Source organism: Mycobacterium hubeiense (assembly GCF_002838065.1).
GTDB lineage: Bacteria > Actinomycetota > Actinomycetes > Mycobacteriales > Mycobacteriaceae > Mycobacterium > Mycobacterium hubeiense.
This window is the reverse complement of record NZ_PIZU01000014.1, coordinates 32,764-57,726: the sequence shown is the minus strand read 5'-3', so window position 1 is coordinate 57,726 and position 24,963 is coordinate 32,764. Positions and strand designations below refer to the sequence as shown.

General features: G+C 66.7%; 23 protein-coding genes and 1 pseudogene. 4 read left to right on the top strand and 20 right to left on the bottom strand.

The genetic code is table 11. From position 1 onward, the window contains the following. Window positions 1–50 precede the first annotated feature (50 nt). From CWS39_RS12985 to CWS39_RS12975, 3 genes are all read right to left on the bottom strand, one after another. Window positions 51–1,646 (bottom strand): flavin-containing monooxygenase, encoded by a 1,596-nt coding sequence (locus CWS39_RS12985; protein ID WP_233213491.1) that lies wholly within the window; start codon window positions 1,644–1,646, stop codon window positions 51–53. Next, window positions 1,643–2,101: a nuclear transport factor 2 family protein gene (locus CWS39_RS12980; RefSeq protein WP_102143331.1), complete on the bottom strand. Its 459-nt coding sequence runs from the start codon at window positions 2,099–2,101 to the stop codon at window positions 1,643–1,645. The genes CWS39_RS12985 and CWS39_RS12980 overlap by 4 nt, the downstream gene beginning before the upstream one ends. 341 nt (window positions 2,102–2,442) lie before the next feature. Beyond that, complete coding sequence (locus CWS39_RS12975; protein WP_102143330.1) at window positions 2,443–2,754, bottom strand: hypothetical protein; 312 nt, start codon at window positions 2,752–2,754, stop codon at window positions 2,443–2,445. An 83-nt stretch (window positions 2,755–2,837) separates the two neighbouring features. Between CWS39_RS12975 and CWS39_RS12970 the strand changes: the two genes are divergently transcribed. After that, window positions 2,838–3,674, top strand: coding sequence for an SDR family NAD(P)-dependent oxidoreductase (locus tag CWS39_RS12970; protein ID WP_102143329.1), 837 nt, complete (start codon window positions 2,838–2,840; stop codon window positions 3,672–3,674). 26 nt (window positions 3,675–3,700) lie between these two features. Here the strand turns inward: CWS39_RS12970 and CWS39_RS12965 are convergent, their stop codons facing one another. The 5 genes from CWS39_RS12965 to CWS39_RS12945 all read right to left on the bottom strand — a co-directional run bounded on the left by CWS39_RS12965 (window position 3,701) and on the right by CWS39_RS12945 (window position 10,773). After that, on the bottom strand, window positions 3,701–4,366 hold the full coding sequence (locus tag CWS39_RS12965; RefSeq protein ID WP_102143328.1) for a TetR/AcrR family transcriptional regulator: 666 nt from the start codon (window positions 4,364–4,366) through the stop codon (window positions 3,701–3,703). 271 nt (window positions 4,367–4,637) lie between these two features. After that, window positions 4,638–6,968, bottom strand: coding sequence for an arylsulfatase (locus CWS39_RS12960; protein WP_102143327.1), 2,331 nt, complete (start codon window positions 6,966–6,968; stop codon window positions 4,638–4,640). Between the two features lie 69 nt (window positions 6,969–7,037). Beyond that, window positions 7,038–7,634 carry a hypothetical protein gene (locus CWS39_RS12955; protein WP_102143326.1) on the bottom strand — a complete coding sequence of 199 codons (597 nt, stop codon included), beginning with the start codon at window positions 7,632–7,634 and terminating at the stop codon, window positions 7,038–7,040. Further along, window positions 7,631–9,256 (bottom strand): long-chain fatty acid--CoA ligase, encoded by a 1,626-nt coding sequence (locus CWS39_RS12950; RefSeq protein ID WP_199178101.1) that lies wholly within the window; start codon window positions 9,254–9,256, stop codon window positions 7,631–7,633. The genes CWS39_RS12955 and CWS39_RS12950 overlap by 4 nt, the downstream gene beginning before the upstream one ends. Next, window positions 9,253–10,773 carry a WS/DGAT/MGAT family O-acyltransferase gene (locus tag CWS39_RS12945; RefSeq protein ID WP_102143325.1) on the bottom strand — a complete coding sequence of 507 codons (1,521 nt, stop codon included), beginning with the start codon at window positions 10,771–10,773 and terminating at the stop codon, window positions 9,253–9,255. Before CWS39_RS12945 ends, CWS39_RS12950 begins: the two co-directional genes overlap by 4 nt. A 115-nt stretch (window positions 10,774–10,888) precedes the next feature. Here CWS39_RS12945 and CWS39_RS12940 point away from each other — a divergent pair, with 115 nt between their 5' ends. Continuing rightward, window positions 10,889–12,214, top strand: a complete 1,326-nt coding sequence (locus tag CWS39_RS12940; protein WP_158240340.1) for a PucR family transcriptional regulator — start codon at window positions 10,889–10,891, stop codon at window positions 12,212–12,214. 16 nt (window positions 12,215–12,230) lie between these two features. On the opposite strand, the gene CWS39_RS12935 is transcribed toward CWS39_RS12940, so the two are convergent. Both CWS39_RS12935 and CWS39_RS12930 read right to left on the bottom strand, forming a co-directional pair. After that, complete coding sequence (locus tag CWS39_RS12935; protein ID WP_102143324.1) at window positions 12,231–13,019, bottom strand: SDR family NAD(P)-dependent oxidoreductase; 789 nt, start codon at window positions 13,017–13,019, stop codon at window positions 12,231–12,233. Between the two features lie 23 nt (window positions 13,020–13,042). Further along, entirely contained in the window at window positions 13,043–13,891 is an 849-nt protein-coding gene (locus CWS39_RS12930; RefSeq protein WP_102143323.1) for an SDR family NAD(P)-dependent oxidoreductase, read from the bottom strand. A 291-nt stretch (window positions 13,892–14,182) separates the two neighbouring features. Between CWS39_RS12930 and CWS39_RS12925 the strand changes: the two are divergent. Continuing rightward, window positions 14,183–14,350 (top strand): annotated as a pseudogene (locus CWS39_RS12925) (acyl-CoA dehydrogenase C-terminal domain-containing protein); the annotation flags it as partial. A gap of 494 nt (window positions 14,351–14,844) precedes the next feature. Here CWS39_RS12925 and CWS39_RS12920 read toward each other — a convergent pair. Both CWS39_RS12920 and CWS39_RS12915 read right to left on the bottom strand, forming a co-directional pair. Continuing rightward, a complete protein-coding gene (locus tag CWS39_RS12920) occupies window positions 14,845–15,144 on the bottom strand; it encodes an ANTAR domain-containing protein (RefSeq protein WP_233213490.1) in 300 nt (99 codons plus the stop codon). Window positions 15,145–15,164: 20 nt separating this feature from the next. After that, on the bottom strand, window positions 15,165–15,986 hold the full coding sequence (locus CWS39_RS12915; RefSeq protein ID WP_102143392.1) for an LLM class F420-dependent oxidoreductase: 822 nt from the start codon (window positions 15,984–15,986) through the stop codon (window positions 15,165–15,167). 122 nt (window positions 15,987–16,108) lie between these two features. Here CWS39_RS12915 and CWS39_RS12910 point away from each other — a divergent pair, with 122 nt between their 5' ends. Continuing rightward, a complete protein-coding gene (locus CWS39_RS12910) occupies window positions 16,109–17,212 on the top strand; it encodes a glutamate--cysteine ligase 2 (RefSeq protein WP_102143321.1) in 1,104 nt (367 codons plus the stop codon). On the opposite strand, the gene CWS39_RS12905 is transcribed toward CWS39_RS12910, so the two are convergent. From CWS39_RS12905 to CWS39_RS12870, 8 genes are read right to left on the bottom strand one after another with little or no spacing between them, the layout of a single operon-like run. Beyond that, entirely contained in the window at window positions 17,209–17,919 is a 711-nt protein-coding gene (locus tag CWS39_RS12905; RefSeq protein ID WP_102143320.1) for an anti-sigma factor, read from the bottom strand. The two genes, CWS39_RS12910 and CWS39_RS12905, sit on opposite strands and share 4 nt — an antisense overlap. Then, entirely contained in the window at window positions 17,916–18,497 is a 582-nt protein-coding gene (locus CWS39_RS12900; protein ID WP_102143319.1) for a sigma-70 family RNA polymerase sigma factor, read from the bottom strand. The genes CWS39_RS12905 and CWS39_RS12900 overlap by 4 nt, the downstream gene beginning before the upstream one ends. Beyond that, window positions 18,494–19,279, bottom strand: coding sequence for a DUF1295 domain-containing protein (locus tag CWS39_RS12895; RefSeq protein WP_102143391.1), 786 nt, complete (start codon window positions 19,277–19,279; stop codon window positions 18,494–18,496). Before CWS39_RS12895 ends, CWS39_RS12900 begins: the two co-directional genes overlap by 4 nt. After that, window positions 19,276–20,535 carry a class I SAM-dependent methyltransferase gene (locus CWS39_RS12890; RefSeq protein WP_102143318.1) on the bottom strand — a complete coding sequence of 420 codons (1,260 nt, stop codon included), beginning with the start codon at window positions 20,533–20,535 and terminating at the stop codon, window positions 19,276–19,278. Before CWS39_RS12890 ends, CWS39_RS12895 begins: the two co-directional genes overlap by 4 nt. Further along, window positions 20,532–21,275: a DUF1365 domain-containing protein gene (locus tag CWS39_RS12885; protein ID WP_102143317.1), complete on the bottom strand. Its 744-nt coding sequence runs from the start codon at window positions 21,273–21,275 to the stop codon at window positions 20,532–20,534. Before CWS39_RS12885 ends, CWS39_RS12890 begins: the two co-directional genes overlap by 4 nt. Beyond that, entirely contained in the window at window positions 21,269–22,576 is a 1,308-nt protein-coding gene (locus CWS39_RS12880) for an NAD(P)/FAD-dependent oxidoreductase (protein WP_102143316.1), read from the bottom strand. Before CWS39_RS12880 ends, CWS39_RS12885 begins: the two co-directional genes overlap by 7 nt. A 42-nt stretch (window positions 22,577–22,618) precedes the next feature. Continuing rightward, entirely contained in the window at window positions 22,619–23,710 is a 1,092-nt protein-coding gene (locus CWS39_RS12875) for a poly-gamma-glutamate hydrolase family protein (protein ID WP_102143315.1), read from the bottom strand. Between the two features lie 10 nt (window positions 23,711–23,720). Further along, window positions 23,721–24,956 carry an Nramp family divalent metal transporter gene (locus tag CWS39_RS12870; protein WP_255413010.1) on the bottom strand — a complete coding sequence of 412 codons (1,236 nt, stop codon included), beginning with the start codon at window positions 24,954–24,956 and terminating at the stop codon, window positions 23,721–23,723. Window positions 24,957–24,963: the final 7 nt, after the last annotated feature.

Genomic DNA, 24,963 nt, shown 5'->3' with positions numbered 1-24,963 from the left:
TCCGCTGTTTTCTGCCTCCATTGATTGTCCGCCGTCGTTGTTGGTGACGGTCACGCGTGTACGTCGTCTCCGTGCGGCGACCGTGCGGTAGCGTGCGCCGATCCGGTTGCGGAGGCTGATACCGGCTCAGCGGTTCGGTATTCGTAGTTGTCCAGGTCGAACCGCCGATGTCGCCACCACAGGCCCCACCCGGTCGATGGCCGCAACAAGGGGGTGTCGCCGTGGCGGTCGAAGTAATAACTGTTCGAGCGGGTGCAGTCGCCGTTGACGAACACCGAATTGCGTAGTCGCCGTTGAACCTCGGCGAAGTACGCGTCGTGCGGCTCCTGACGTACCGCGACATAGGTGGCGCCACGGCGGCGGGCTTCGGTGATGCACCGCGCGGCATGCAGGGTCATGGCCTCGATCATCGAGAAGTACGACGAGCCCGTCATGGCGTAGGGGCCGATGACGTGAAACAGGTTGGGGAACTGCGGAACTGATGTGCCTTCGTAGGCCTGGTATCGGTGCTCGTCCCAGAAAAGCCCGAGTTCGGTGCCGTCCGGGCCGTAGACGTCGAACGGCGGCAGGTTGCCGAGTTCGAACACCTTGAACCCGGTCGCGAGGACGAGCAGGTCGATGTCACGTTCGGTGCCGTCGACGGTGCGGATGCCGGTCGGCGTGATCGTTTCGATCGGGGCAGTGACGAGGTCGACGTTGCTGCGGTTGAATGCCCGCCAGTAGTCATTGGAGAAGCTGGGGCGCTTACATCCGAACGAGTAGGTAGGTGTCAGGGCGTCGCGGAGCGTGGGGTCGGCGACCTGTCGCGCAAGGTGGGCGCGGCAGATCCGTTCGAAGGCGCGTGCGAGGCCAGGGAGTTGGCGGTAGTAAAGGATGCTGCCGAGAAAGACGGCCTGGGTCAGCACCGCGGTGATCGCCCGCAGGGTTTTCTGCGCGATCGGCATGGATTCGAAGGCGCGTTGCACCGACGCTGGAATCCGGGCGTCGGGCTTGGGCACGATCCAGATCGGGGTCCGCTGGAACACGCTGAGGTGTTCGACCTCGTCGGCGATCGAGGGGACGACCTGTACGGCGGAGGCGCCCGTGCCGATGACCGCCACCCGCTGACCGGCCAGATCATGGTCATGGTCCCAACGGGCGGTGTGCATCACCTTGCCCATGAATGTGTCGATACCCGCGATGTCGGGCGATTTGGGTTGCACGAGTCCGCCAGTGGCGAGGATCACGAACCGGGCCCGCAGGGGCGGTCGGCCGGTGAGGTCGATCGTCCACTCATGGGATTGACCGTCAAAGCGCATCCGTTCGACATGGTGGTCGAACCGCATGTGCGGTCGGAGACGGTACTTGTCTGCGCAACGGTGCGCGTAGGCGAGCAGCTCCTCGCCGGGCGCGAACAGTCGCGACCACCGCGGGTTCTGTTCCCACGAGAAGCAGTAGTTGAGTGACGTCACGTCGACGGCGACGCCCGGGTACCGGTTGTCGCGCCACGTGCCGCCGAGATCGCCGGCGCTGTCGATGATCACGAAGTCGTCGATGCCCGCGTTGCGCAATCGGATTCCGGCGCCGATGCCCGAGAACCCGGCGCCGATGACCACGACATCGTGTGGCGTGCGCCTGTTCTCGTCTTCGCCCACCACGCTTCTCACCGGCGGATGCTTCCGCTGATCTCGTCGAGGTTCGATGCGCGCGCCGCCCGTGGCATGCCCTCGAACATGGGATTGACGATCTCCCAGACGTGGAGAGTGTCGAAGTATTCCTTTAGTTGGCAGATCTTCCCGTCCCGCACACGGACCAGGAAGTGGTACTGGTTGTTGAATTTCACGTCGCCGCTGGATCCGAAGCTCTCCGCTTCTATTGCGACCCGGTCCTCTTCAGCGGTCACGAAGCCGAAGTTGAACGTTGCCTCACCCTCGATGGCAGCCGTGATCGATCCCCAGATGGCCAAGCCCCCGGCAGCTGGGTGGCGGCCACTCAGCGGCAGATCTCCGGCGAAGAAGAACTCGCAGTCATCAGTGAGCATCGACGCGGCGGACTCGTTGTCTCCGGAGAGAATGGCTTCGAAGAAGCCGAGTGCCACCTTCTTGTTCTGCAGCGTTGACATTCGATCCTCCTGATGAGTGATGTTTGAGATGATAGACGGATACTGTCTCACGTATCAGTTGAAGTCAACCTAGGGCGGCCCAACGGCGCACTGCCCCCGGGGGAGGCCCGCAGCAGTCGCCCAGGACAAGCGGCCGCGACTGATGGTGATCGGTGCGGGGTATTGCCTTGGTCGCGTCAGATGGCGGAGTAGCCGAGCCGTTCCACAGCGCTGGCAAAACCTGGAGGCCAAAGCCGGATGGGCAAGGCGCAGGGCGGTGCTCGGGCGTGGTGCAGCGGATATTCACATGGGCCATCTGAGTCTCCGTGGCCGCGGAATCGAGCGTCGCCGGCCGGGGATTGCTAGTCGTCGCCGGTTATCCTCGAGCCCTCGAACGTGGCTTCACCCATCGGCCCCAGCTTGGCCTTGCCGGACAACCTGTCTCCAGCCACCGTGGCTGAGAAGTGTCCGGTCATGGGTAGCGGGCGCTTCACCTTGATCTCCCAATTGAGGTCATTGCCATCCGCGGTGCCATTCACGATGTCGAGTTCGCCGTCGCGCATCGTTGCCTTGCCTGACAGCGTTGTGCCCTCAGTGGCCAAGTCCAACCTGCCGGCCTGAGATCCCAGTGGAGTCTTGACCAAGATCTTCCAGCTGCCGTCTGGCGTTGACATCAGCCCCCCTCATATGGTTGAGATGACAGACGAATCATGTCTCACGTATCACCACGAGTCAAGTCTGTCGAGAGGAGACAAGAATGCGAGACTTCCGTGGGAAGGTCGCCATCGTCACCGGCGCGGGTTCGGGCATCGGCCGCGCGCTCGCCCAGAAGCTGGCGTTGGAAGGCTGCGAGCTGGCCCTGTGCGACATCGATAGAAAGTCGGTCGAAGAGACCAAGGCGCTGCTTGGCGACGCGGTCAGTGCCTTCACCTGCGAAGTCGACGTAACCGGTCGAGCTCAAGTCGAGGCCTTCGTGACGTGCGTCGTATCCCGGCGCGGGCATGTGGATTTCCTGTTCAACAACGCCGGCATAGCCGTCTCGGGAGAAGCTAGGCGGTTCTCGTACGAAGACTGGCGAAGCGTGATCGATGTCAACCTGTTCGGCGTGATTCATGGCGTGCGGGCGGTCTACCCGATCATGGTGAAGCAAGGCTTCGGCCACATCGTCAACGTCGCCTCGGGATCCGGGCTGATTCCGACGCCGGGATACATCTCCTATACGACGAGCAAGCATGCCGTGGTCGGATTGTCGACCGCGCTACGAATCGAAGCCGCGCGCCATCATGTGAAGGTGAGCGTGGTGTGCCCTGGTGGTGTCCGGACGCCGATTTATACGACTGCGAAACTCATCGACTGGGACTTCCAGAAGGTCACCCGCGTCGCGAACCGGGTCGGCATCAGTCCCGAACAATGCGCGCGGGCCATTCTTAGAGGCGTCGCTACTAATCGAGCGATCATTCTCGACTCGACGATGGTGAGGGCTCTCTCGCTCCTGCAACGGCTGAGCCCAGGCCTCGTACGTCGTCTGCTTGCGATGGCTTACGCGAGGATACTGCTCGCAGCGGACACCAAAAGCGGCGCGACAAAGTCGTGATGTGGATTGCGCTCGGCCGAAAAGGGCTAACGCCCAGGAGCGAGACCGGGCACCAGGAAGTTCTGCAGCATCAACCGCAACTCGTTCTCGCCCTGCGTGTGGCGGGTCCGGAGCACGAGCGATGCGACCATGAGGTGACAGACGAACTGGGCTATGTCGCGGTCGCCGAGGTCGTGGCGAACCTCGCCGCGAAGGCGCGCGGTCTCGACTAGTGGTTGCAGCATCTTGGCCAAGCCGTCGATCAGTGCGTCGGCGGCGCCACGGATCCCGCCGGCGAACCCGAGGACTTCGGGAGAGAAAAGCAAGGCGAGTCGCTCGTCGGTCTCAGCGAGCCCGAGGCATTGCACGATGCCCTCGGTGAGCTGGCCCGCTATCGACGTCTGCTGGCGCGGCAGCTCGACGACCAGCCGGCCCATCTCCCGAATGCAGATGCGAAGCAGGACCTCGAGGATGATCGCGTCGCGGCCACCCTCCACGTATCGATAGATCGTCGCGCGCGACATACCCGCGGCCTTGGCGATGTCGTCGATTGTTGTTTTTTGGGGCCCATAACGGGCCAGGCACGCTTCGGCGCCATCGAGGACCCGGTTCCGGATTTGATCGACGCGACCGGAATCGTCGCGGGATTCGGGCATATCGGCAGACGCGCTAACACCGTGCGCCGCCGATTCGTGATCATCAGGTGCGCGCATGAGTGAGCCCTCACTGGACGAGTCGAGACGTGATACGACAATAGTCGCTTGTCCGCATCGGTGTTGGCGACCGTCTGGGGGCCTGGCGCCATCGCCGGCCAGCAGAGCCTGGCGGCGTCATCCTACGAAGCCAGTCGGTTGTCGGAACCCTGACTGCTCCCACCTCGGTGTTCTCAGTGACCTGTCGGTCGGCGATTCCCTCTAGGTTGTCGGATTCCTGGTTGGTTGCGAGCAGCCAACCTGCCGCATAGGACACGCCCGGCTGCCGGGTTTAGCCGTAGGTGACGTGGACGCGATGAATGCGGCCTTCGAACGGGAATGGCGCACGTTCGCGGTAGTCCAGGGACACCGGGGAACCCAGGCAGGTGCCAATGTCGAGGCAGTCGTTGGCGGTGAACAGCAACGGCGCGCTGACCGGCACCTGCCCGGTTGCCACGGTTTCACCGGCGACCGCGAGCGTGATGTCGAGTGGTCCGGCGGGCCGCTGTTCGGCGTACCGGGTGGTCACGGTCACCGTGGCGCGTCCTGGCGGCAGCTTGTCAGCGGAGCGGATCTTGGTGCGCCACAAGATGAACAGGTTGTACTCGTAGCACAGGTAGCCCTCGTCGAGGTAGCACGTCAAACCACCGGCGCCCGACCCGAGTGCATACAGCACCCCGTTGGCGTTGGCGGGTATGTCGGCGTCGATGGTTACCACGTTGTTCTTATTACCCAGCGCCGGTGCACAGAATTCGGGCATTCGCACCATGTCGCCGGAGAACTCCCACTCGCGGTACGGCGGTGCGATCCGCAGTTCGGGGTGATAGACCGGTACCCATAGGCCGCCGCCGACGGGCAGGACTGAGTTGCGGGCGGCCTCGATGGCGAACATCTCGCGCATCTCCAGCAGCTTCTCGGGGTGCTGCTCGGCGAGATCTTTTGCCTGCGACCAGTCTTCGTCGAGGTGGTAGAGCTCCCACTGGTCGTTGTCGGGTGTCCAGGATTCGATGCCCTCGGGTGTGCCGGTAACCCAGGGCAGTCGCGGGCCGCGCGCGGATGCCAGCCATCCGTCGTGGTAGATGGCCCTGCTGCCCATGATCTCGAAGTACTGTGTTTTCTTCCCGCCGTCGGCGGAGCGATCGACCAGCGTGCGAGCAAAGCTTGCACCGGCGATCGGAATCTGCGGCTCGCCGTTGACCACCCGCGGCGGCGCAATGCCGAGGATGTCGTAGATGGTCGGCACGACGTCGTTGCAGTGCAGGAACACATCACGAGGCGCCGCGTCGGGCCCAATCTTCTTGGGCCACTTGACCGCCATCGGGTTTCGGGTGCCGCCGAGGTGGGATGCCAGCAGCTTCATGCCTTTGTAGGGTGTGCTGCCCGCCCACGCCCACGCCGCGTGATACTGGTTGTCGACCAGCGGTGAGCCGAGCACGTCCAGGCCGCCGAGTTCGTCGAGGGCGTCGATGTGCTGGCGCACGGTGGTGGGAATGCCGTTCTGTGCCAGCAGTTCCGCGATCGTCCCGTTCTGCCCTTCGCCGGAGGATCCGTTGTCGCCCCAGATGTAGAGGAACAGGGTGTTGTCTCCGTAGCCGAGCTGGTCGAGTTCGTCGGCGATCCGGCCGACCTGGACGTCGACGTGCTCGGCGTAGCCGGCGGCCACCTCCATCAAGCGCCGCTGGAAGGGCTTCTCGTCCTCGGGGATGCTGTCCCAGGACGCCAGTGTCTCGTCGCGCTCGGTGAGTTCGCAGTCTTGCGGAATCCAGCCCTTTTCTTTGGCTCGCGCGAACACGCGTTCGCGGTAGGCGTCCCATCCGTCGTCGAACTTGCCGGCGTATTTGTCGGCCCATTCCTTCATGATGTGGTGCGGGCCGTGCAGACAGCCGCTGGCCCAGTACATGAAAAACGGCTTGTCGGCGTTGAACGCCTTGTGCCTTCGCAGCCAGGAGATGGCGTCGTCGGCGAGGTCCTCGGATAGGTGATAGCCCTCTTCGGGCGTTTTGGGCGGTGCGACGACGGTGGTGTTGCGAACCAGGTGCGGCTCGTACTGTGACGCCTCGCCGGCGAGGAATCCGTAGAAATACTCGAATCCGAGCCCGGTGGGCCAATTTTCGAACGGGCCCGCTGCGGTCGTCTCCTCGGCGGGGGTGTTGTGCCACTTGCCGAACGCTGAGGTGGCGTAGCCGTACTGCTTGAGAACTTCGGCCACGGTCGCGCTGCTGCGCGGGATCTTGCCGGAGTAGCCGTCCCAGTCGTTGGCCAGCTCGGCGATCTGGCCGTTGCCGATCTCGTGGTGGTTGCGCCCGGTCAGCAGTGACGCCCGCGTCGGTGAGCACATCGCGGTGGTGTGAAACCGGTTGTAGGAGACTCCCTGCGCGCAGACGCGGTCCATCGTTTCGGTGCGGACCTCTCCGCCGAACGTGGTTGGCAGGCCCGGACCGGCGTCGTCGATCAGAACAATGACGATGTTGGGCGCATCGTCGTGCAGCCGCGGCGGGATGACCCGCTGGGCGTAGGTGGATTCCTGCAGTGTGCGCCCGGCGATACTCGCCGACGGGATGGGTGCGAACGGCAACGTTTCGCCGCCGGGCAGTTTCGGGGACACGATGTCGTCTACGCCCATGACCGATTCGATCCTTTCAACGGTTTGGCCTGCCCTGTCACTCTAGGGGCCGCAGTCGGCCCATGAGTGTCATGCGAGGAACGGATTATGCTCGGGGAGAGGCTTTATCAGCGGCTCGAGCAGTTTCGCGGACTGTTCAACGGTCAAGACGTCGGCCGGGTCGAGCTGGATGAACTCGCGCGCCGTTTCGTCGTATTCCCAGACGTCTTCACCGACCAGCCGGCCGTTGTCGTACGGCCAGATCATGTGCTCGGCGGTCTTCACCAGATAGGTGGCGTCGGGGTCGACCGGCAGCCCCTCGGCAGCGAGAATGACGCCCGGCGTCTGCTGGTAGATGAACGACGTCGACACGATCATGTCGTCGCTGACGGCCAGCTTCTCGTCGTCGGAGTAGAAGACGCACTGCGCGGTCTCCTTCCAGGCGTGGTACAGCCCCCTGACCGCCTCGGTGCCCTCCACGGTGATGCTCTTGCCGAGCATGTTGAAGTGGTAGACCGGTTTCTCGACCGTCATCTCCGGCGCGAAGATCTCCTCGTAGCGGCCGGCCATCTCCAGGTACCGGTGCCGGTTGTAGGCGTGCAGCATGTACAGATGACGCGGGTTCTCCGTCGTCTCGATCAACCGCTCCACGGCTCGGTTGGTCTTGGTGATGTCGTAGCGACTCATATTCGGTTTCCTTTCAGGGGCGTTGCGAACTGGGTTCGCAGTTCGGATTTCTTGAACTTGCCGGTGGCGGTGCAGGGAAGCGCTTCCATGAACTCGAAGCGGTCCGGCAATTGCCACTTGGCGAACTCTTGGGCGAGGTGCTCGCGTAACTCGTCGGGCGTCGCCTCGGCACCGTCACACAGCGACACGACGGCCAGTGGTCGCTCACCCCAACGCTCGTCGGGCACCGCGATCACCGCGGCCTGCGCGACGGCGGCATGCGACATGAGCTGGTTCTCCAAGTCGACCGAGGAGATCCACTCGCCGCCGGACTTCACCAAATCCTTTGAGCGGTCGCAGATCCGGATGCAACCGTGCGCATCGATGCGCACCACGTCGCCGGTTCTGAACCAGCCGTCGGCGGTGAAACTGTCGGCACCGCGACCGCCGTGGTAGCTGGCCGCCACCCACGGGCCACGCACCTCGAGTTCGCCCATCGCGGCGTCGTCCCAGGCGATGATCTCGCCGTTCTCGTCGCGAGCCCGGATGTTGAAGAACGGGGTCGCGACACCCTGCCGGGTGCGGAAGCCGTACTGCTCGTCGCGCTCGCCCTCGTAAAGGCGCGCGGGCAGCCGGCAGACCGCGCCCAGCGGAGCGGTCTCGGTCATACCCCAGGCCTGCACGACGGTCAGCCCATGGCGATCGAACCCTTCCAACATCGACCGCGGCACGGCGGCGCCCCCCACGATCAGCCTGTTGAGCTCCGACAGATCCCACTTGCTCGGCTCGGCGTCGAGCGCGGCGAGCATCCCCATCCATACGGTCGGCACGCCCGCCGTCATGGTGACCCGCTCGTCGGCGCACAGGTTGAGCACGCTTTCCGGGTCCAGGCGTGGCCCCGGCAGGACCAGCCGCGCTCCGGCCAGGGCCGCGGCGTACGGCAGCCCCCAGGCGTTGGCGTGAAACATCGGTACGACGGGAAGGACTGTGTCCCTTGCCGATACCGCCAGCTGATCTGGCAGGGCCGCGACGAGTGAGTGCAGGACAAGGGCCCGGTGGGAGTACACCACACCTTTGGGCCGGCCTGTCGTGCCCGAGGTGTAACACATCGCTGCCGCGTGACGCTCGTCAAGCGCGGGCCATGTGACTGGCTCGGCGCCGGCGATCAGCGACTCGTAGTCCAGCGTGCCCGCTGGCGCCTCTCTGTCGTGGGTGACCACGATGACGTGGGTGAAATCGCGTCCGCCACGGAAGCTTTCGAACACCTCCAGCAGCGACTCGTCGATGACGATCACGGTGTCTTTGGCGTCGTCGACGATGAAGGCCAGTTCGTCGGGGAACAACCGCGGGTTGAGCGTGTGGATGACCGCGCCCATGGCGGGCACGGCGAAGTACAGCTCCAGGTGCTCGCTCTGGTTCCACAACAGCGTGGCCACGGGATCGCCCTCGCGTACTCCCAGGGCGCTCAGCGCACCGGCGAGACGCCTTGCGCGGGTAGCACATTCGCCGAAGGTGGTGCGCGAGACTGCTCCCGACGGGCGACGCGAGACGACTTCCTGGTCGGCGTGGAACCGCTCGGCGCGCTCGACGATGCTGGTCAGGGTGAGCGGGTAATCGTCCATGCTGTTGCTGAACATGTTCATGAGTTGGCCTTTCGTACGCGAGCGGTCTTACGGCGGATCGGGGTCACGGGTATGGCTGCAGCCTGGGCGGCGTTACGCAGTTCATCCAATCCGGCGTGCAGGGCATCGAGGATCGGCCACGGGTCGTCGACGAGTTCGCGGTCGACGACGATGCCGAACTCGAGCGACTCCTGATAGCTCATCACGGTGATGTTGATGCCGATCCCGTCGAGCACCCCGGAGACCGGGAACTGCGCGCGTTGCCGGGCACCGCCGAGATACAGCGGTGTCGACGGTCCCGGGACATTCGAGATCATCACGTTGGCCGGCTGATTCAGTCCGCGCACGCCCGCCAACCGGGAGGTGGCCCGCGCCGCCTGCGCGAACAAGGCGGGCGGGATGAAGTGGTTGGCGTCCTGCAGCAACGACGCCGGCAGCGCACGGTGACGCTCCTTGGCGGTGCTCATTGTTTCGTTGATTCGGTGCAGCCGCTCCACGGGGTCGATGACGTCGGTCGGCAGCTGGGTGATCATGACCGAGACCCGGTTGCCGAATGTGCCCTTCTGCTCGGGTGTGCGCACCGACATCGGAATGAAGCTGGCGAGGGGCTCGCCGGGCAGCTCACCTTGCTTGTCGAGCCAGGTGCGCAGCCCTGCGGTGCAGATCGCCAGGACGACGTCGTTGACGGTGCAGCCGAGGGTGTTCTTGATGGTCTTGACCTCGGCCAGCGACACCGAGCCGAACGCGACGCGGCGGTGTGGCGACACGCGCGCCTGGAATCGGGTCCGGGGTGCGGTGACATCGCTGCCCCGCAAGGCCGCTCCACCCCGACCGGCCTTCAGGGCGCGTTTGACCAGGCGGCTGCCGCGCGCAATCGATTTCACGCCGGGCAGGTGGCGGATCGTCGGGACGTCGTCGAGATGCGGCAGGGCGGTGGGGCCCGCGCGCAGGATCCGCAGCGGCTGGCTCATCAGACCGGCCAGGCCGCGGCCGAGCATTTCGAGCTCCGACGGGTAGTTCTCCGAGACCACCTTCGTCGACGGTTCCGGCTCCCGGCCGGTGGTGTCGTCGAGCAGGATGCTCATGACCTCGGCACCGGAGACCCCGTCGACCGCGGCGTGATGCATCTTCGTCAGCACCGCCACACCGCCGTCGGCGAGTCCGTGGATGACGTACACCTCCCAAAGCGGCCGCGCCCGGTCGAGCTGCCGACCGATGATGCGCGCTACCTGTTCGGCGAGCTGGCGCTGGTCGCCCGGCGCGGGCAGGGCGAGCTCGCGGACGTGGTACTCGATGTCGAAGGTGCCGTCGTCGACCCAGTACGGGTAGTCGAGATCGAACGGCACCTGCGCGAGCCGCCAGCGGAAGGTCGGCAGCAGGTGCAGGCGTTCGCTGATGACCCGGCGAACGAGCTCCGCATCGAGCGGCTCGCCCGAGGTCGTGTGGGAGTCGTAGACGCCGAGCACGCTGACGTGGCCCTGGACCCGATCGTTCTCCATGGCCAGGAACTGGGCGTCGAGGCTGGTCAGTTGTCGCATGCGAAGATCGTCCGTCGTCGACGCCGTCCTTCTCTTGTCTGTGTGCGCCAACGTTGTGCCCGCCCCTTGTCCAATATGCCCACCGTCTGATCGGCGCGGCGATACCGTCCAGTGCATGGAGCCGGCCTGGACAGGCGCTCAGGGCGATGACCAGCGGCGCGTGTGGGCGGCGGTGCTGCGGCCCGCTGCCGTAGAACTCGCGGAACGCGCCGGTGAGATCTCGGTCGCGGTGAATGAATACACCAGCGAGCGGCTGCCCGACCTGCTTGTCAACGAGGAGGCCCTCGAAGTCAACCGCGCGAGCACCGAAGCCAGCATTTGCGACTTTGCCGAGGTGCTGCTGGCCGGAGCCGACCCCATCCACGCGGCACGCCTGCAGTCGCCGACCTTGGCCTACGCACAGGACGGTGCACAACACGGCATACCGCTCACCACGCTGATGCGCAGCTATCGACTGGGGCACGCCGCGACGTCGCATCACGTCAACGCGATCCTGGAAGCCCACGCACGCAACGCCGCGGAACTCAACCTCGCGACCGAATTGTGTTCGGCGTGGATGTTCGCCTACGTCGACGCCGCGCTGTGTCAGGTCGAGGAGGTGTACACCGCCGAACGCGACCGGTGGTTGCGCAGCGCGGCCGCCAGCCAGGCCGAGACCGTCGGCGCCATCCTGGCCGGACAACCCGTCGATATCGACGTGGCCAGCCGGCGGCTTCGCCACGACGTCCGTCGTGTGCACGTCGCCGCCATCGCTTGGCTCGAGTCCCACGAAGAAGGGCGCAACACGCAAGCCGTCCTTGAAGCGGCCATCCGCGATATCGCCGCCGCGATCGGTAATCAGAAGCCCCTCGTGCACCCGATGGGGATACTGTCGGCCGCGGCCTGGATCAGCTCTCACAGTGACATACCGTCGAAAGTGTTGGACGAGTTGCGGTTTCGGACGGCGAATGCACCTGGGGTGCGGGTCGCGATCGGCGAGCCTGCGCGCGGCATCGCGGGCTTTCGCTCCAGTTATCTGGAAGCGGTTGAGGCGCAACGAATCGCGCGGCTTGTGGGCCGCCCGGTCGGTAGTGTCACCCGCTACGACACCGTATCGCTGCGCGCCATCACCACCGTCGATATCGACCAGGCGCGCGTGTTCGTGCAACGCGAACTCGGCCGACTGGGGTCGACAGACGAAACCACTCGTCGGCTCGCGGCCACGCTGCGCACCTATCTCGACGAGAACTGCAGCCGTGGCCGAACGGCCAAGCGACTGCACATTCACGAGAACACGGTCGCCTACCGGATCCGCCAAGCTGAAGAGCTGCTTGGACGGTCGTTGGACAAGCGCACCCTCGAACTGCGCGTCGCGCTGACCCTCGCCGAACTCGTCACCGAGGCGTCCGATTCAGGAGCGGCGGCCCTCACCGACGTCGGCTCTCTGCGGCCGGCCAACTAGCGTCAGCTTGCTCCGGTCAAACGCGGCCGAGCATCGCATCTCGGACGCGCCCCACTCCGGCCAGCCGGGCGAGCTCACCGATGAGTACCGGTGCGACAGCGGCAATCCCAACGAGGAGACGCACGCCGGCCGACGCGACCGTCGTCTCCGGCTTGTCTCGCTCGATGGCTTCGGCTACCGCGCGTGCGACGTCCTCGGGCGAACTCGTACCGAATCCGCGGGGAAGGGTAACACCGGTGTCCGCCAACATCCCGGCGTCTCGGATCGGTCCGGGAAAGATCGTGGACACGCCGACACCCGTGCCGTGCAGCTCCTGCCGTAGGGCCAGCCCGAGCCCGCGCAGACCCCATTTAGTGGCCGTATATATGGTGCCGTTTCCAGGTGTTGCAATGAGTCCGGCCCCCGACGACATGAAGACGATGTGACCCTGGCCGCGCTGTTTCATCGGCGCCACCGCTGCACGCGCAAGCGCCGCGGGGGCCAACAGATTGATGCGGACCGCTTCCTCGATCTCGTCGTCGCTGAGCATCGCGAGATCCTGCGGGATACCGATGCCGGCATTGGCGACGAGCACATCCACCGCGCCCGCGCTATCCATCAGATCGCGCACTTCGCCAAGGTTGGTGAGGTCGGCGGTCAACCCTCGGGCGGCCGGTCCGAGCTCGCCGACCAGCCGCTGAAGCTCCAACTCGCGCCGACCCGTGACCGTCAAGTCACACCCCCGCGCGGCCAGTTCGCGCGCGATGGCGCGACCGATGCCTCCCGTCGCGCCGGTGACCAGCGCGCTGCGACCCTTCAATTGCATGTCACGTCCTTAACTATGTTTCTTCACTTGGAGAATTCGGCCATTCGAGTTGCGATCCACCGGGCCAGGGGCGGCGCGACGCGGGAGAGCACATACATCAGGTGCGCCTCGGCAGCGATAGGCGCCACGGCGCGGTTGCGGTCGACTGCGAGCAGAATGTTGCGCGCGACGCGCTCTGGCGTGTACCCGCGCTTCTGGTAGGACGATGCGAGGCGTTTGCGACGCTCGTCGCCGTCGCCGTCGCCGCGGATGGGGGTGTTCTGCGTGATGGCGGTGTTGATGATGCCGGGGCACACGGCGGTGACACCGATGCCGTGGGCCTTCAGTTCCATGCGCAGCGCTTCGGACAACCCGAGTACCGCGAACTTCGTGGCGCTGTAAGCGGTCAGCTGTGGGTTGGCCAGCAGGCCCGCGGCTGAGGACAGGTTGACGACGTGGCCACCGTGCCCGGACTCGATCATGGTGGGCAGGAAGGCGTTGCAGCCGTGTACCACTCCCATGATGTTGATGTCGATCAACCACTGCCAGTCCTTGGCACTGGTATCGAGGAATCCGCCGACCAAGCCAACACCGGCATTGTTGACCAACAGGTCCACCCTGCCGAACCCGTCGAACGTGGCTTGCGCGAAGCGGGTCATCGACTCGGCGTCGGATACGTCCACCCGCGAGGTCAGCACCTGCGCGCCACGGGCTCGGGCCGCCTCGGCGGTGTCGGCCATGCCGGCGTCGTTGATGTCACACAGCGCCAGGTAGGCGCCGCGTTGCGCGCACAACAACGCAACTTCGCGGCCGATGCCGCTGCCCGCGCCGGTCACGACCACCACCCGGCCGATGAGGTCTGCGGTCTTGAGTCGCGATCGAGATCTAGGCATACGAGCAAGCTAGGGCCGCGATGCGCTGCATTGCTCGTGCAAACCCGCCAACGCGGCCGGCGTCCGTTGTGGCGATGCGACAACGGCCCATCGATGTGGGCCCCGCTGCGCCACCACCCGTGTCAGTACCGGACGAGGTGGGCCCCGACCGAGTTCATGACCACGCGCGGTAACAGTGTCTGACCTGGTGAACTCGTGGTTCAACAAAATGGCAGCAGGACAATCCCTGTCTGTAGGTAGATCTCGAGCTGGTAATCGCCGAATGCGACCCGTGTAGCGCGTCAGCCCGCTCTCGAGCAGCTGATCGCCGCCAGTGATCACCACGGCGACTTCTACGACGGCAAGCGCGCGGCGGCACAGTACTTCTACGCCTACGCGCTGCCAAAGGTCGGTCCACAGCTCGACTTGCTGGCCAGCCTCGATCGCACCACCGTGGAGGCTCAGCCCGGCTGGTTCTGACCCGAACCGAGTTCACGCTCACGGTTCGGGTTAGGACTCCTGCTAGGCGAGTTCACGCTTCCACTCTGCCGCGCCCGCTGCACCAGCGGGATGGACTTCTGCTTTCCCGCAGGATCCAGGACTGCCGCCAGCACGGCGCGCGCCGTGCCCTCGTCAGCCCCTGGCCCGGGTCTGCAGCGAATGCACAGTTTGACTGGCGATGTCCGCCCAGCGGATTGTAGGAAAGCGCCAACGTGGTCGTCAGTTGTGGCGCCCCGACAACGTGCGACAAGCCATCACCGACAGCCGCCTCGAACCGGGAGGAGTGACGCGGTTTGAACGGCGGACGCGTTCCCGAATCCCTGGGACGACGTTCCCAACCCTTCGCGCCTACCACCAGCGACCAGCAGCGAAAGAGTTTTCGTCAGGTCCCCGAGGGCGGGACGGGTCGCAGCTTAGTCGACTCGTCGTCGCGCCCACACAAAGCGATCAACGCCACATGCCCGCGCGGCGGATCATCGTGCCGGCGTGTCCAACAGCGAGCCCCATTCGTAGCGCGCGGCGGCGGTCGCGTCGTCGTCAGGCGTCTCGGGCATCTCGGAGTTTTCCGCCAGCGCGACGAGTGCCCGGGCGATGCACAATGTCGGAACCCGGTGCCGCTTCGAGGCGCCCACGATCTCGTCGAACGCGGCGTTGATCGTGCACCGCCGCAACGCCACTAATATGCCCTCGGCCCTGTCGAGCATCCGGGCGTCGGTGCGGGTGGAATCTTCGACGGTGGGGCTGCCCCGCATAATCGACTGTTGTTCCCGCACAGCGCGATATCAAACGCGGACTATCGCAATTCCTCGATGACTTTGCCGAATGCCTCGGCGTGCGGCGCCTGCACGATGACGTAGCTGACGCCGTAGGTGTCGCGGTAGCCGCGAATCCGCTCGGCGATATCGCGCGGTGAGCCCGACAGCACGCCCGGCGTGGCAAGCAACTGCTCGTCGGTCAGCGTCGGGAGAAAACGGCGGGTGATCGACAGATCGGGCATCCGGGAGCCGTCGGTGGGCATCGCGGTGATCGCGATGTTGAGCTCCAGCTCAACGAACCGGTCCCCGGCGGCCGCCCGCACGAATGCGATCCGTTCGGCCAGCGGGTCGTCGACGCCGTCGGCCGGGTCACCCCCGGTCAACCCGATGATGTGGGCGTGTCGCGCCGCCACCGTCAGCAGCCGATCGCCGTTGCCCGCGATCATGATCGGCACCTCGGGCACGTGTTCGCGCATGTACGCGGTGACGTGGCGCAGATGCTCGACGCGCTGCCCCGCAGTCGGATACGGCAGCTCGGCGGCCTCGAACTCTTCGCGCACATATCCCGCGCCCAGCCCCAGTTCGAAGCGCCCGTCGGTCAGGTCCTGCATCGCCGCGACGTCGCGCGCCAACAACGCCGGCCGGTAGAACCCCGCGTTGAGCACGAACGTGCCCACCCGCAGCGTCGTCGTCGCCGCGGCCGCCGTCATCAGCACCGGAAACGGCGCCGGCGCCCCGAGGTGGTCGGGCACGTGCAGTACGTCGAAACCGAGGGACTCTGCGCGACGCGCCACCTCCTCGACCCGGGACCGTGACCGCGCGTCGTGCAGTCCCAAACCAAAGCGAAAATTCTTGGCCATCATCTGATCGTAGGCAGGTTTGGACCGGCTCCCGCGTGGGCATTCCTCCCGGCAGCCATCACCGGATCCGGCCCGTTGCGAGATCTCCCGACGGGCCGGATCGTTCTTGGAGACCATGAATTATGGGCTGCCATCCGACCGTGGGCGTCGAGGAGGAGTTCCTGCTCATCGACCCGGACAACGGCGAGCCGGCCGCCCGCAACAAAGCGGTCGCCGACCACGCCGCGACTCACGGCGTCAAACTTCAGCTCGAGCTGACCAGCTGCCAAATCGAAACCACCACGGATGTGATGAGCAGCAGTGACAAACTGCGCTCGGAACTCTCGCGGCTGCGCCGTGTCGCCGCCGAGGCCGCAGAGGTCAACAACACGCGACTGCTCGCCGTCGCGCTGCCGCCGACCGTGCCGCACGAATTCCCGGTCACCGACACCCCGCGCTATCGCATGATCGCCGACAAGTTCGGCATGATCGCCCACGAGCAGGGCATCTGCGGCTGCCACGTGCACGTCGCCGTGCCCAGCCGCGAGGCCGCGATCCGGGTCAGCAACCGGCTTCGTCCGTGGCTGCATCTGCTGCTGGCGCTGACCGCCAACTCGGCCGTCTATCGCAATACCGACACGGGATACGCCAGCTTCCGCAGCATGCTGTGGACGCGGTGGCCAAGTTCGGGTCCGCCACCGCATTTCGATTCCGTCGACGAGTACGACGCGGTGGTCCGGATGCTGCGCGACGCCGGCGCCGTGCTCGACGACGGCATGATCTATTGGGACGTCCGCCCGTCGGCCAACTTTCCGACAGTCGAGGTCCGCGTCGCCGACATCCCCGCGACGGTCGCGGAGACGGTACTGCTCGCGACGCTGATCCGGGCGGCCGTGATGACGGCGCTGGAGGCCGAGCGCGACGGCGAGGGTACCCCGCGGCTGGCGCCGCACGCGCTGAAAGCCGCGTATTGGAAATCGGCGCGCGACGGCCTCGACGGTGAGGCGATCGATCTGGTCCAAACCCACGCCTCGGCGCCGACGCGGGCGCTGCTGTCCGGATTCGTCGACCATGTCCGGCCCGCGCTGGAGGCGCTCGGCGACTACGAGATGGTGCGCTCGGAGCTGGCGCGGATCATCTTGGCGGGCAACGGCGCAATGCGGCAACGGCGGGTGTGGCGGCGCCGCGAGCTCGTTGGTGACGTCATCGAGGAACTGGCCGCGGCGACGCTCGAAGACACGCTTTAAGCCAATGGCAGCTCAGCGATGATCGGCGTGGTCGGCCGTTCGGACCCGTCGCCCGGCTCGACGGTGAACGCCAACGCCGAGGAGTCCCCGAGGTCGGGTAGCACCGCGGTGGTCGACGGGGCGACGTCTTCGGCGTCCATGGTGCCCGCCGATTCCGGGCTGCCGTCGCGCAGCAGCCACATCTGGTAGACGGTGCCGGGTGCGGGCGGGTCGACGTTGTTCATCACCAGCACACCGGCGTTCTTCTCGCGGGAGAACACGACAGTGGCGGTGCCGCCGGTGGGCAACTCGCCGGAGACGGTGCGCACGTCCGGTGCCGCGAACACCTGCTCGGCCGTCGACGGCGTCGCCGGCGGCCGCAGCGCCAACCCGACGCCCAGCGCGCCTAACCCGACCACGAGGGCCGCCGCGGCGGCCAGCACGGCGGTGCGCCAGCGGGACGCCTTGGGTCGCAGCTCGCGCACGTTGGGTGTCACTTCGGCAAGCAGGCGGTCCCGCAGGTGATCTGGCGGCTCGGCGGCGGTGCCCGACGAGACCACGGCCATGGTTTCGCGCACCGCGCGCACTTCGTCGGCGAACGCCCGCGCCACCTCGGGGGGCGCCGCGGCCAGGCGTCGCTCGATCTCGTCTCGTTCATCCGGGGTGACGGCGTGCAACGCGTAAGGCGTTGCCAGGTCCATCAGTTCGGGGTCAAGCGGCTCTGTCATGCCACCCCCAAACAATTGCGTAGACCGCGGATCGCATCACGCATCCGCGATTTGATCGTCGCGAGATTCGCCGACAACCGTTCGGACACTTGGACGTACGTCAATCCCTCGTAGTAGGCGAGCTGGATGCATTCACGCTGGGTGTCGGTCAGCGAGTCGAGACAGTCGGCGACCCGGCGGCGTTCGTCCGAGGTGATCACGGCATCGGCGACATGATCGCTCGGCGGGTCGACGTTGGCGACGCCGTAGCGTGACTCGCGCTGGCTGGCGGCCTGTTCGGAGCGAACCCGGTCCACCGCCCGCCGGTGCGCCAACGTCATCAGCCACGCCAGCGGCGACCCCGAGCCGGGGTCGTAGCTGCTCGCGTTGCGCCACACCTGCAAGTAGATGTCCTGGGTGGTTTCCTCGCTGTAGCCGGGATCGCGCAGCACGCGGGTGACCAGCCCGTAGACCCTGGCCCGCGTCTGGTCGTAGAACGTCGCGAACGCGTCGACGTCGCGTTGAGCCACCTGGCGCAGCAACACGTCGAGGTCGGGGGTCACGATCGGTAGCCTAGCCACCGCGGCCAATGCCGTCATGGTATTCGCGATCTAGGTGGTAGCGGTACGAAAAACGATGTGCGCGAACGGTATTCATCGAAGCCAGGTCTGTCCGCCATGTATTCCTCGGCAAGCCGTGCGCCGGTGGCGTACACCAGGAAGTACGTCATCAGCAGCGGCGAGGGCACCGTTACCAGCGACAGCCAGCCGGTGAGGGTGACCAGCCACAGCCCCCACCACACGCAGGCGTCGCCGAAGTAGTTGGGGTGGCGGGTCCATGCCCACAGTCCGCGATCCATGATCGCGCCCTTGTTGGTGGGGTCGGACTTGAAGCGGCGCAACTGGTAATCGCCGAGGGCCTCGAACGCCCACCCGACGGCCCACAGCGCGACGCCCGCGATCAGCACCGGGCGCAACAGCGCCGGCGTCGGCCCCAGCACCGCCGAAAGCTGCACGGGCAACGAGACGAACCAGGTGGCGGCGCCCTGGACCACGAAGACCTTGCGCAGCACATGGCCGGCGGAGAAGTCGCCGCCCAACAGATCGCGATAGCGCGGGTCCTCACCCTTGCCCGCGGACTTGACGACCATGTGCCAGGCCAGCCGCACACCCCAAATGCCGACCAACGCCAGGAGCAACAGCCGACGGAACAGATCGCCGTCACCCAGCACGGCCGCCACGACGGCCACCGCGATGAAACCCACACCCCATGCCACGTCGACGACGTTGTAGCGGCCGATCCGACGGCCGATCAGGAACGTGACGCCGTGCACCACGACAAGGACCGCGAGCGACGCCGAGGCGACGACGACGAAGTTCATCGGCCGCCCTCCCTCGGCGCCAAGGTCCACTGGTACACGTCAAGGTATCCGGACCGGAACCCCGCCTCGGAGTAAGCCAGGTAGAGCTCCCACATCCGCTGGAAGACCTCATCGAAACCCAACGCCGCCACCGCATCCCGGCGCTCAAGGAACCGCTCCCGCCACCGTCGCAGTGTCTCGGCGTAATGCGGGCGCAGCGAGATCATGTCGACGGTGCGTAACCGGGTGTGCCGCTCGGTGATTGCCGCGACCGCTTCTGTTGACGGCAGCAGGCCGCCCGGGAAGATGTACTTCTGAATCCAGGTATACGTGTTGCGGGTGGCCATCATTCGGTCGTGCGGCATCGTGATCGCCTGAATCGCCACCCGACCGCCGGGCGTCACCAACCGGTCCAGCTTGTCGAAGTAGGTGGGCCAGTGGCGGTAGCCCACCGCCTCGACCATCTCCACCGACACCACCGCGTCGTAGCTTCCGCCGATGTCGCGGTAGTCGCGGTATTCGATCGAGACGCGGTCGGCCAACCCGGCCTCCTCGACGCGCCGTCGGGCCAGCCGCAGCTGCTCGGCCGACAGCGTCACCGAGCGAACCTGCGCGCCCCGCGCTGCCGCCCGAATGCACAATTCGCCCCAGCCCGTGCCGATTTCCAGCAGGCGGGTGCCGGGGCCCACGCGCGCCGCGTCGAGCAGGCGGTCGATCTTGCGGCGCTGGGCGTCGGCGAGGCTGGTGGTCGTGGCGTCGAACAGCGCGCTGGAGTAGGTCATGGTTTCGTCGAGGAACTCGGCGAACAGCTCATTGGACAGGTCGTAGTGGTGGGCGATATTGCTTCGCGCCTGCGCCGGGCTGTTGCGCGGTGAGCGTGGCGGCCGCAGCACCACCAACGGCCGGAGGCGTTGCAGCGCAGGAGGAACCAACTGCGGAAGTGACTTTGCGAATTCGGTGAGCACGACGACGAGGTCGTCGCTGTGCCAGTCGCCGGCCATATAGGACTCGCCGAAGCCGATCAGCCCGTAGCGGCCGATCCTGCGGGCCAGCGCATCCGGTCGTTCGATCACCATGGTCGGCAGCGTCGGATCGGCCGCGCCAACCACCGAACCGTCCGGGTAGACCAGGCGCACCGGCAGCCGCGCGACGGCCCGTCGCAGCAGCCGGTCCGCGACCGCACCCGCCGCCACGCTGACGGGTCCGGTCGGTGTGGCGGCCACGTCCGGCCAGCGCGTGGGGTCGACGGTGTGAAGCGCGGCGGTGTCGATGCTCACCTTTGCGAAATCCTCTCTTGTGCGGGTGTTTTCGGCCGTGGCACCACCGGAACGCGGCGCAGCCACAGCGTGATGCCCTGTCTGCGGATGCCCAACGCGCCCATCAACGGGGCCATCGGCGCGACCATCTGCAGGCGCAGCAGCTCGCCGACGGTGGCCGGCCTTCGGGTGCCGCGCATGGTGGCAACGAACGCGGGCCGATTCTGCTGGTGCAGCGAAATCGCCACGTCCAGTTGACCGTTCGGCCTCGGCGCCCGCACCCGGTAGTACCCGTCGACGTCGTTGAACGGCGACACGTACAGCTGTTTGGACACCGGGGCAATTCCGTCGGGCGGCAGCAGGTAGGCGTGCCGTTCGCCATAGGTGTTGTGCACCTCAGCGATGACGTGGCGCAGCACGCCGTCGGCGTCGTGGCACCAGTACAGGCTCAGGGGGTTGAACACGTAACCCAGCACGCGGGCCTGCAGCAGCGCGGTGACCGTGCCGCCCTCCAGGTCGATGCCGCGCCTGGCCAGGAACGCGTCGATGCGTTGCCGCAGTGAGTCATTCGACCCGGGGGCCGGGTCTGCCCACAGATGATCGCGTGCGTCGAACCGCGCAAACGGCCGTAGCCAGAGCGGAAATCGCGGAAGGTCGTCGACGTCGACGTACCAGCTGTAGCCTCGGTGCTCGAAGTAATGCCGCACCGGTGCGCGGCGCAGGTGGGTGATCCGCGTGCGGTACAGCGCCGGGGTCAACATGCGACCGCCCGCAGTCGCGGCCGCGCGGCGGCCGGCCAGTCGGCACCGAGTCGGCGTGCCGCGCGCAGACCCGACGCCGCGCCGTCCTCGTGGAAACCCCAGCCGTGATATGCGCCGGCGAACACCACCCGATCGTCGTCGAGCTGCGGCAGAAACCGCTGAGCAGCAACGGATTCAGGGGTGTACACCGGATGGCTGTAGGTCATCTCTGCCAGCACGGTGCGCGGATCGACGCGGTCGCGGCCGCCGAGCGTCACCAGGAACCGTCGCGGTCCGCCCAGCCGCATCAGCCGGGTGATGTCGTAGGTGACGGCGACGGTGTCGTCGTTCGGGGTGATCAGGTAGTTCCACGACGCGCGGGCGCGGTGATGGCGGGGCAGCAGCGATTCGTCGGTGTGCAGCTGAGCGTGGTTGCTGCAGTAGTGGATTGCGCCCAGCACCGAGCGCTCGGCGGGGGTGGGCCCGTCGAGCATCAACAGCGCCTGGTCCGGGTGGGTGGCGATCACGGCGGCGTCGAACAGCCTTGGGCGACCGCTGCCCACGCCGATCAGGACGCCCTCCGGTACCCGCCGCACCGAGCGCACGGGCAGGCCCGCGGCGACCTCGTCGATCCGGTTGAGGATCGCCTCGACGTAGGTGGCCGATCCGCCGACCACCGTGCGCCACGTCGGCGAGCCGAATACCGACAGCATGCCGTGGTGGTGCAGAAAGACGAACAGGTAGCGGGCGGGGTAACGCAGCGCGGCGCCGGGCGGGCTCGACCACACTGCGGCGACCAGGGGCGTCATGAAGTAGTCGCGGAAGTATCGCGAGAACCCGTGCCGATCCAGGAACGCGTCGAGAGTCTCGGTGTCATCGCCGTCGGAGTCCAGCAGCCGCGTCGCCGCCCGGTGGAAGCGCGTGATCTCGGCCAGCATCGCCAGATACCGCGGGCGGGTCAGCGTCGACCAGGACGGGAAGAGGCCGCCGAACCCGCGGGCGCCGGCGTACTCCAGGCCGCTGGCGTCGTCGCGCACCGACATCGACATGTCGGTGTCCGTGGTGGCGATCCCGAGTTCGTCGAACAGCCGGCACAGCGTCGGGTAGGTGCGGTCGTTGTGCACCAGGAAGGCGGTGTCGATGCCGACGATGTTGCCGTCGCCGCGGTCGACGTAGTGCGTGTGCGCATGGCCGCCGAAGCGGGTGTCGGCCTCGAACAGGGTGACCCGGTCGCGGGCCGACAGCAGATAGGCCGCGGTCAGGCCGGCGACGCCGCTGCCGATCACCGCGATCGAGCGCCCGTAGGGATGTATGCGTTCCACATCTCTTATTCGGAGCCGACGCCGTCGTGGATCTTCCGGCGGTCACGCCGAAATCGGCGACTCCCAGGAATGCGCGGTCGCGATGAGGCCCTGAACCAGCTGGGATGTCGCGGGGGACAGGCCGTCGTCGCCGGGCAACGGGCTGCGCGGGCTGATGCCCCGCACTCGCGGGGTGAGTTCGAGCTGCGTGCCGCCGTCGCGCATGCGGTTGACGGGGTTGTCGGGGTGCAGGCCGCGCAGCTCGCGGGGGATCGCGTCGAGGTCGGTGACGACGCGGTAGCCGGGCACGTCGACGTGACGCTTCAGGTGTTCGGCCAGCGCGCGGTTGCGTCCGCCGGCCAGCAGCTGCGTGCTCCGCCCGATGCGGCCATAGCCGTGCAGCGACACCGCGACGTCGACATGTTCGAGGAATTCGGCCAGCCGCTCGGATTCCTGCGCGCGATACAGCGCCGACGGCAGATGGTGCGGATAGTGGTCGGGATGGCGCACGATGTACACCGACGCGTCGGCGGCCTCGGCGGCGCGTTCGGCGATCACGTCGGTCATCTGCTCCAGGCCACCGCCATGGATGGCCATGAACCCGAACCGCGATCGCAGTGTGCTGTCCTCGATCACGCCGGGATCGGCCAGCAATTCCGAAAGTGACCGCGGCGCAGGCGAACTCGATTTGTCGGCCCGTCGCGGCCAGTGCGCAGGATCCCACCGCTTGAGAAACTCGATCCACCGGTGCGGCAGCCCGTGGTGGATGGCGCCGTCGATGATGCGCTCCAGGTAACCGGGTCGCGGCGGGCCGGGGTCGACGCGGTGGTCGATGTACACCCAGGCCTCGGACGGGCCGTCGTCGGTGTGCACGGTGAGGCGGTCGCGGCGATATCGCACCGGCACGCCTTCGGCGCTGTCGAGGACTTTGAGGTCGTGATCGGTCAGGCGCCAGACGACACCGTGGACGTGTGAGCCGTCGAAGGGTTCGACGGTGGCCACCCCGCGCTCGTTGATCAGCCAGTCATGGTCGGGCAGCCGCGCGGGCCGCGGGTCGACGGCGCCGGGGCAACGGAGAGCCATCTGCCTCACGCACAGGTTGGACCCGTACGCGAAGTAGTGGTGGCTGCCTCGGAGCCGCTCGGCCGGCGACATCAGGCCCGAGTCATCCAGCAACCGTCAAATAAATCAACACAACGTTCAACAGGGTAATCAATCCGGCGACCACCCAGCCAAACGTGGTGGTCAACCGGTGGTTCGTGTCGTCGCCCATCAGGGGCCGGTCGCTGGTCAGCCGGATCAGCGGGATCAGCGCGAACGGGATGCCGAATGACAGCACGACCTGCGACAACACCAGCGCACGGCTGGGATCGAGGCCGATCGCGAGGATCAGCAGCGCGGGAATCAGTGTGATCAGCCGGCGCAGCACCAGCGGGATCGAACGCCGCAGCAGGCCCTGCATGATCATCGCGCCGGCGTAGGCGCCCACCGACGACGACGCCAGCCCGGAGGCGAGCAGCCCGATAGCAAACAACAGCGCCACCGTTGGGCCGAGCGTGTTGGCGACCGCGGCGTGGGCGCCCTCGATCGAATCCGTGCCCTCGAGGCCCTGCAGATTGGTCGCGGCCACCAACACCATCGACAGGTTCACCGCGCCCGCGACGAGCATCGCCATGCCGACGTCCCAGCGGGTGACGCGCAGCAGCATCCGGCGCATCGGGCCCGCGTCCGGATGGCCATGACGGTCGCGGGCCAGCCCGGAGTGTAGGTACACCGCGTGCGGCATGACCGTCGCGCCCAGCATCGCCGCCGCCAGCAGCACGCTCTCGGTGCCGGCGAACATCGGCACCAGACCCTTGGCCGCTTCGCCGACGGGCGGCGGCGCGACGAACAGGCTCGTCAGGAACCCGATGGCGATGACGAGCAGCAGACCGGTGATGACGCGCTCGAACACGCGCTGCCCGCGGCGGTCCTTCACCACGAGCAGCAGCAGCGACACGATGCCCGTGATGACGCCACCCGTCAGGAGCGGCAGATCGAACAGCAGGTACAGGGCGATCGCGCCACCCATCACCTCGGCCAGGTCGGTGGCCATCGCGACCAGTTCGGCCTGCACCCAGTAGGCAAGCCGGGTGGGGCGGCGCATGCGGTTGCCGACGGCCTCGGGCAGCGACATCCCGGTGACCAGGCCCAGCTTGGCCGACAGGTACTGCACCAGGCACGCCATGGCGTTGGCCAGCACGATGACCCACACCAGCAGGAAACCGAACTGCGCGCCGGCGCTGATGTTGGCCGCGACGTTGCCGGGGTCGACATAGGCGATGGCCGCGACGAATGCCGGTCCGAGCAGATACCAACTCGGCCGCATGCGTACCTGGGTGTCCTGACGGTCCTGTAGCACAGCCCCC

Bases quoted from the DNA above. Each gene is read 5' to 3' on its own strand.
- CWS39_RS12965 (WP_102143328.1), bottom strand. From the start codon at position 4,366: ATGCGCGCACCTGATGATCACGAATCGGCGGCGCACGGTGTTAGCGCG.
- CWS39_RS12970 (WP_102143329.1), top strand. From the start codon at position 2,838: ATGCGAGACTTCCGTGGGAAGGTCGCCATCGTCACCGGCGCGGGTTCG.
- CWS39_RS12960 (WP_102143327.1), bottom strand. From the start codon at position 6,968: ATGGGCGTAGACGACATCGTGTCCCCGAAACTGCCCGGCGGCGAAACG.
- CWS39_RS12910 (WP_102143321.1), top strand. From the start codon at position 16,109: ATGGGCTGCCATCCGACCGTGGGCGTCGAGGAGGAGTTCCTGCTCATC.
- CWS39_RS12980 (WP_102143331.1), bottom strand. From the start codon at position 2,101: ATGTCAACGCTGCAGAACAAGAAGGTGGCACTCGGCTTCTTCGAAGCC.
- CWS39_RS12955 (WP_102143326.1), bottom strand. From the start codon at position 7,634: ATGAGTCGCTACGACATCACCAAGACCAACCGAGCCGTGGAGCGGTTG.
- CWS39_RS12905 (WP_102143320.1), bottom strand. From the start codon at position 17,919: ATGACAGAGCCGCTTGACCCCGAACTGATGGACCTGGCAACGCCTTAC.
- CWS39_RS12895 (WP_102143391.1), bottom strand. From the start codon at position 19,279: ATGAACTTCGTCGTCGTCGCCTCGGCGTCGCTCGCGGTCCTTGTCGTG.
- CWS39_RS12945 (WP_102143325.1), bottom strand. From the start codon at position 10,773: ATGCGACAACTGACCAGCCTCGACGCCCAGTTCCTGGCCATGGAGAAC.
- CWS39_RS12930 (WP_102143323.1), bottom strand. From the start codon at position 13,891: ATGCCTAGATCTCGATCGCGACTCAAGACCGCAGACCTCATCGGCCGG.
- CWS39_RS12915 (WP_102143392.1), bottom strand. From the start codon at position 15,986: ATGGCCAAGAATTTTCGCTTTGGTTTGGGACTGCACGACGCGCGGTCA.
- CWS39_RS12940 (WP_158240340.1), top strand. From the start codon at position 10,889: ATGGAGCCGGCCTGGACAGGCGCTCAGGGCGATGACCAGCGGCGCGTG.
- CWS39_RS12950 (WP_199178101.1), bottom strand. From the start codon at position 9,256: ATGAACATGTTCAGCAACAGCATGGACGATTACCCGCTCACCCTGACC.
- CWS39_RS12875 (WP_102143315.1), bottom strand. From the start codon at position 23,710: ATGTCGCCGGCCGAGCGGCTCCGAGGCAGCCACCACTACTTCGCGTAC.
- CWS39_RS12975 (WP_102143330.1), bottom strand. From the start codon at position 2,754: ATGTCAACGCCAGACGGCAGCTGGAAGATCTTGGTCAAGACTCCACTG.
- CWS39_RS12900 (WP_102143319.1), bottom strand. From the start codon at position 18,497: ATGACGGCATTGGCCGCGGTGGCTAGGCTACCGATCGTGACCCCCGAC.
- CWS39_RS12885 (WP_102143317.1), bottom strand. From the start codon at position 21,275: ATGTTGACCCCGGCGCTGTACCGCACGCGGATCACCCACCTGCGCCGC.
- CWS39_RS12935 (WP_102143324.1), bottom strand. From the start codon at position 13,019: ATGCAATTGAAGGGTCGCAGCGCGCTGGTCACCGGCGCGACGGGAGGC.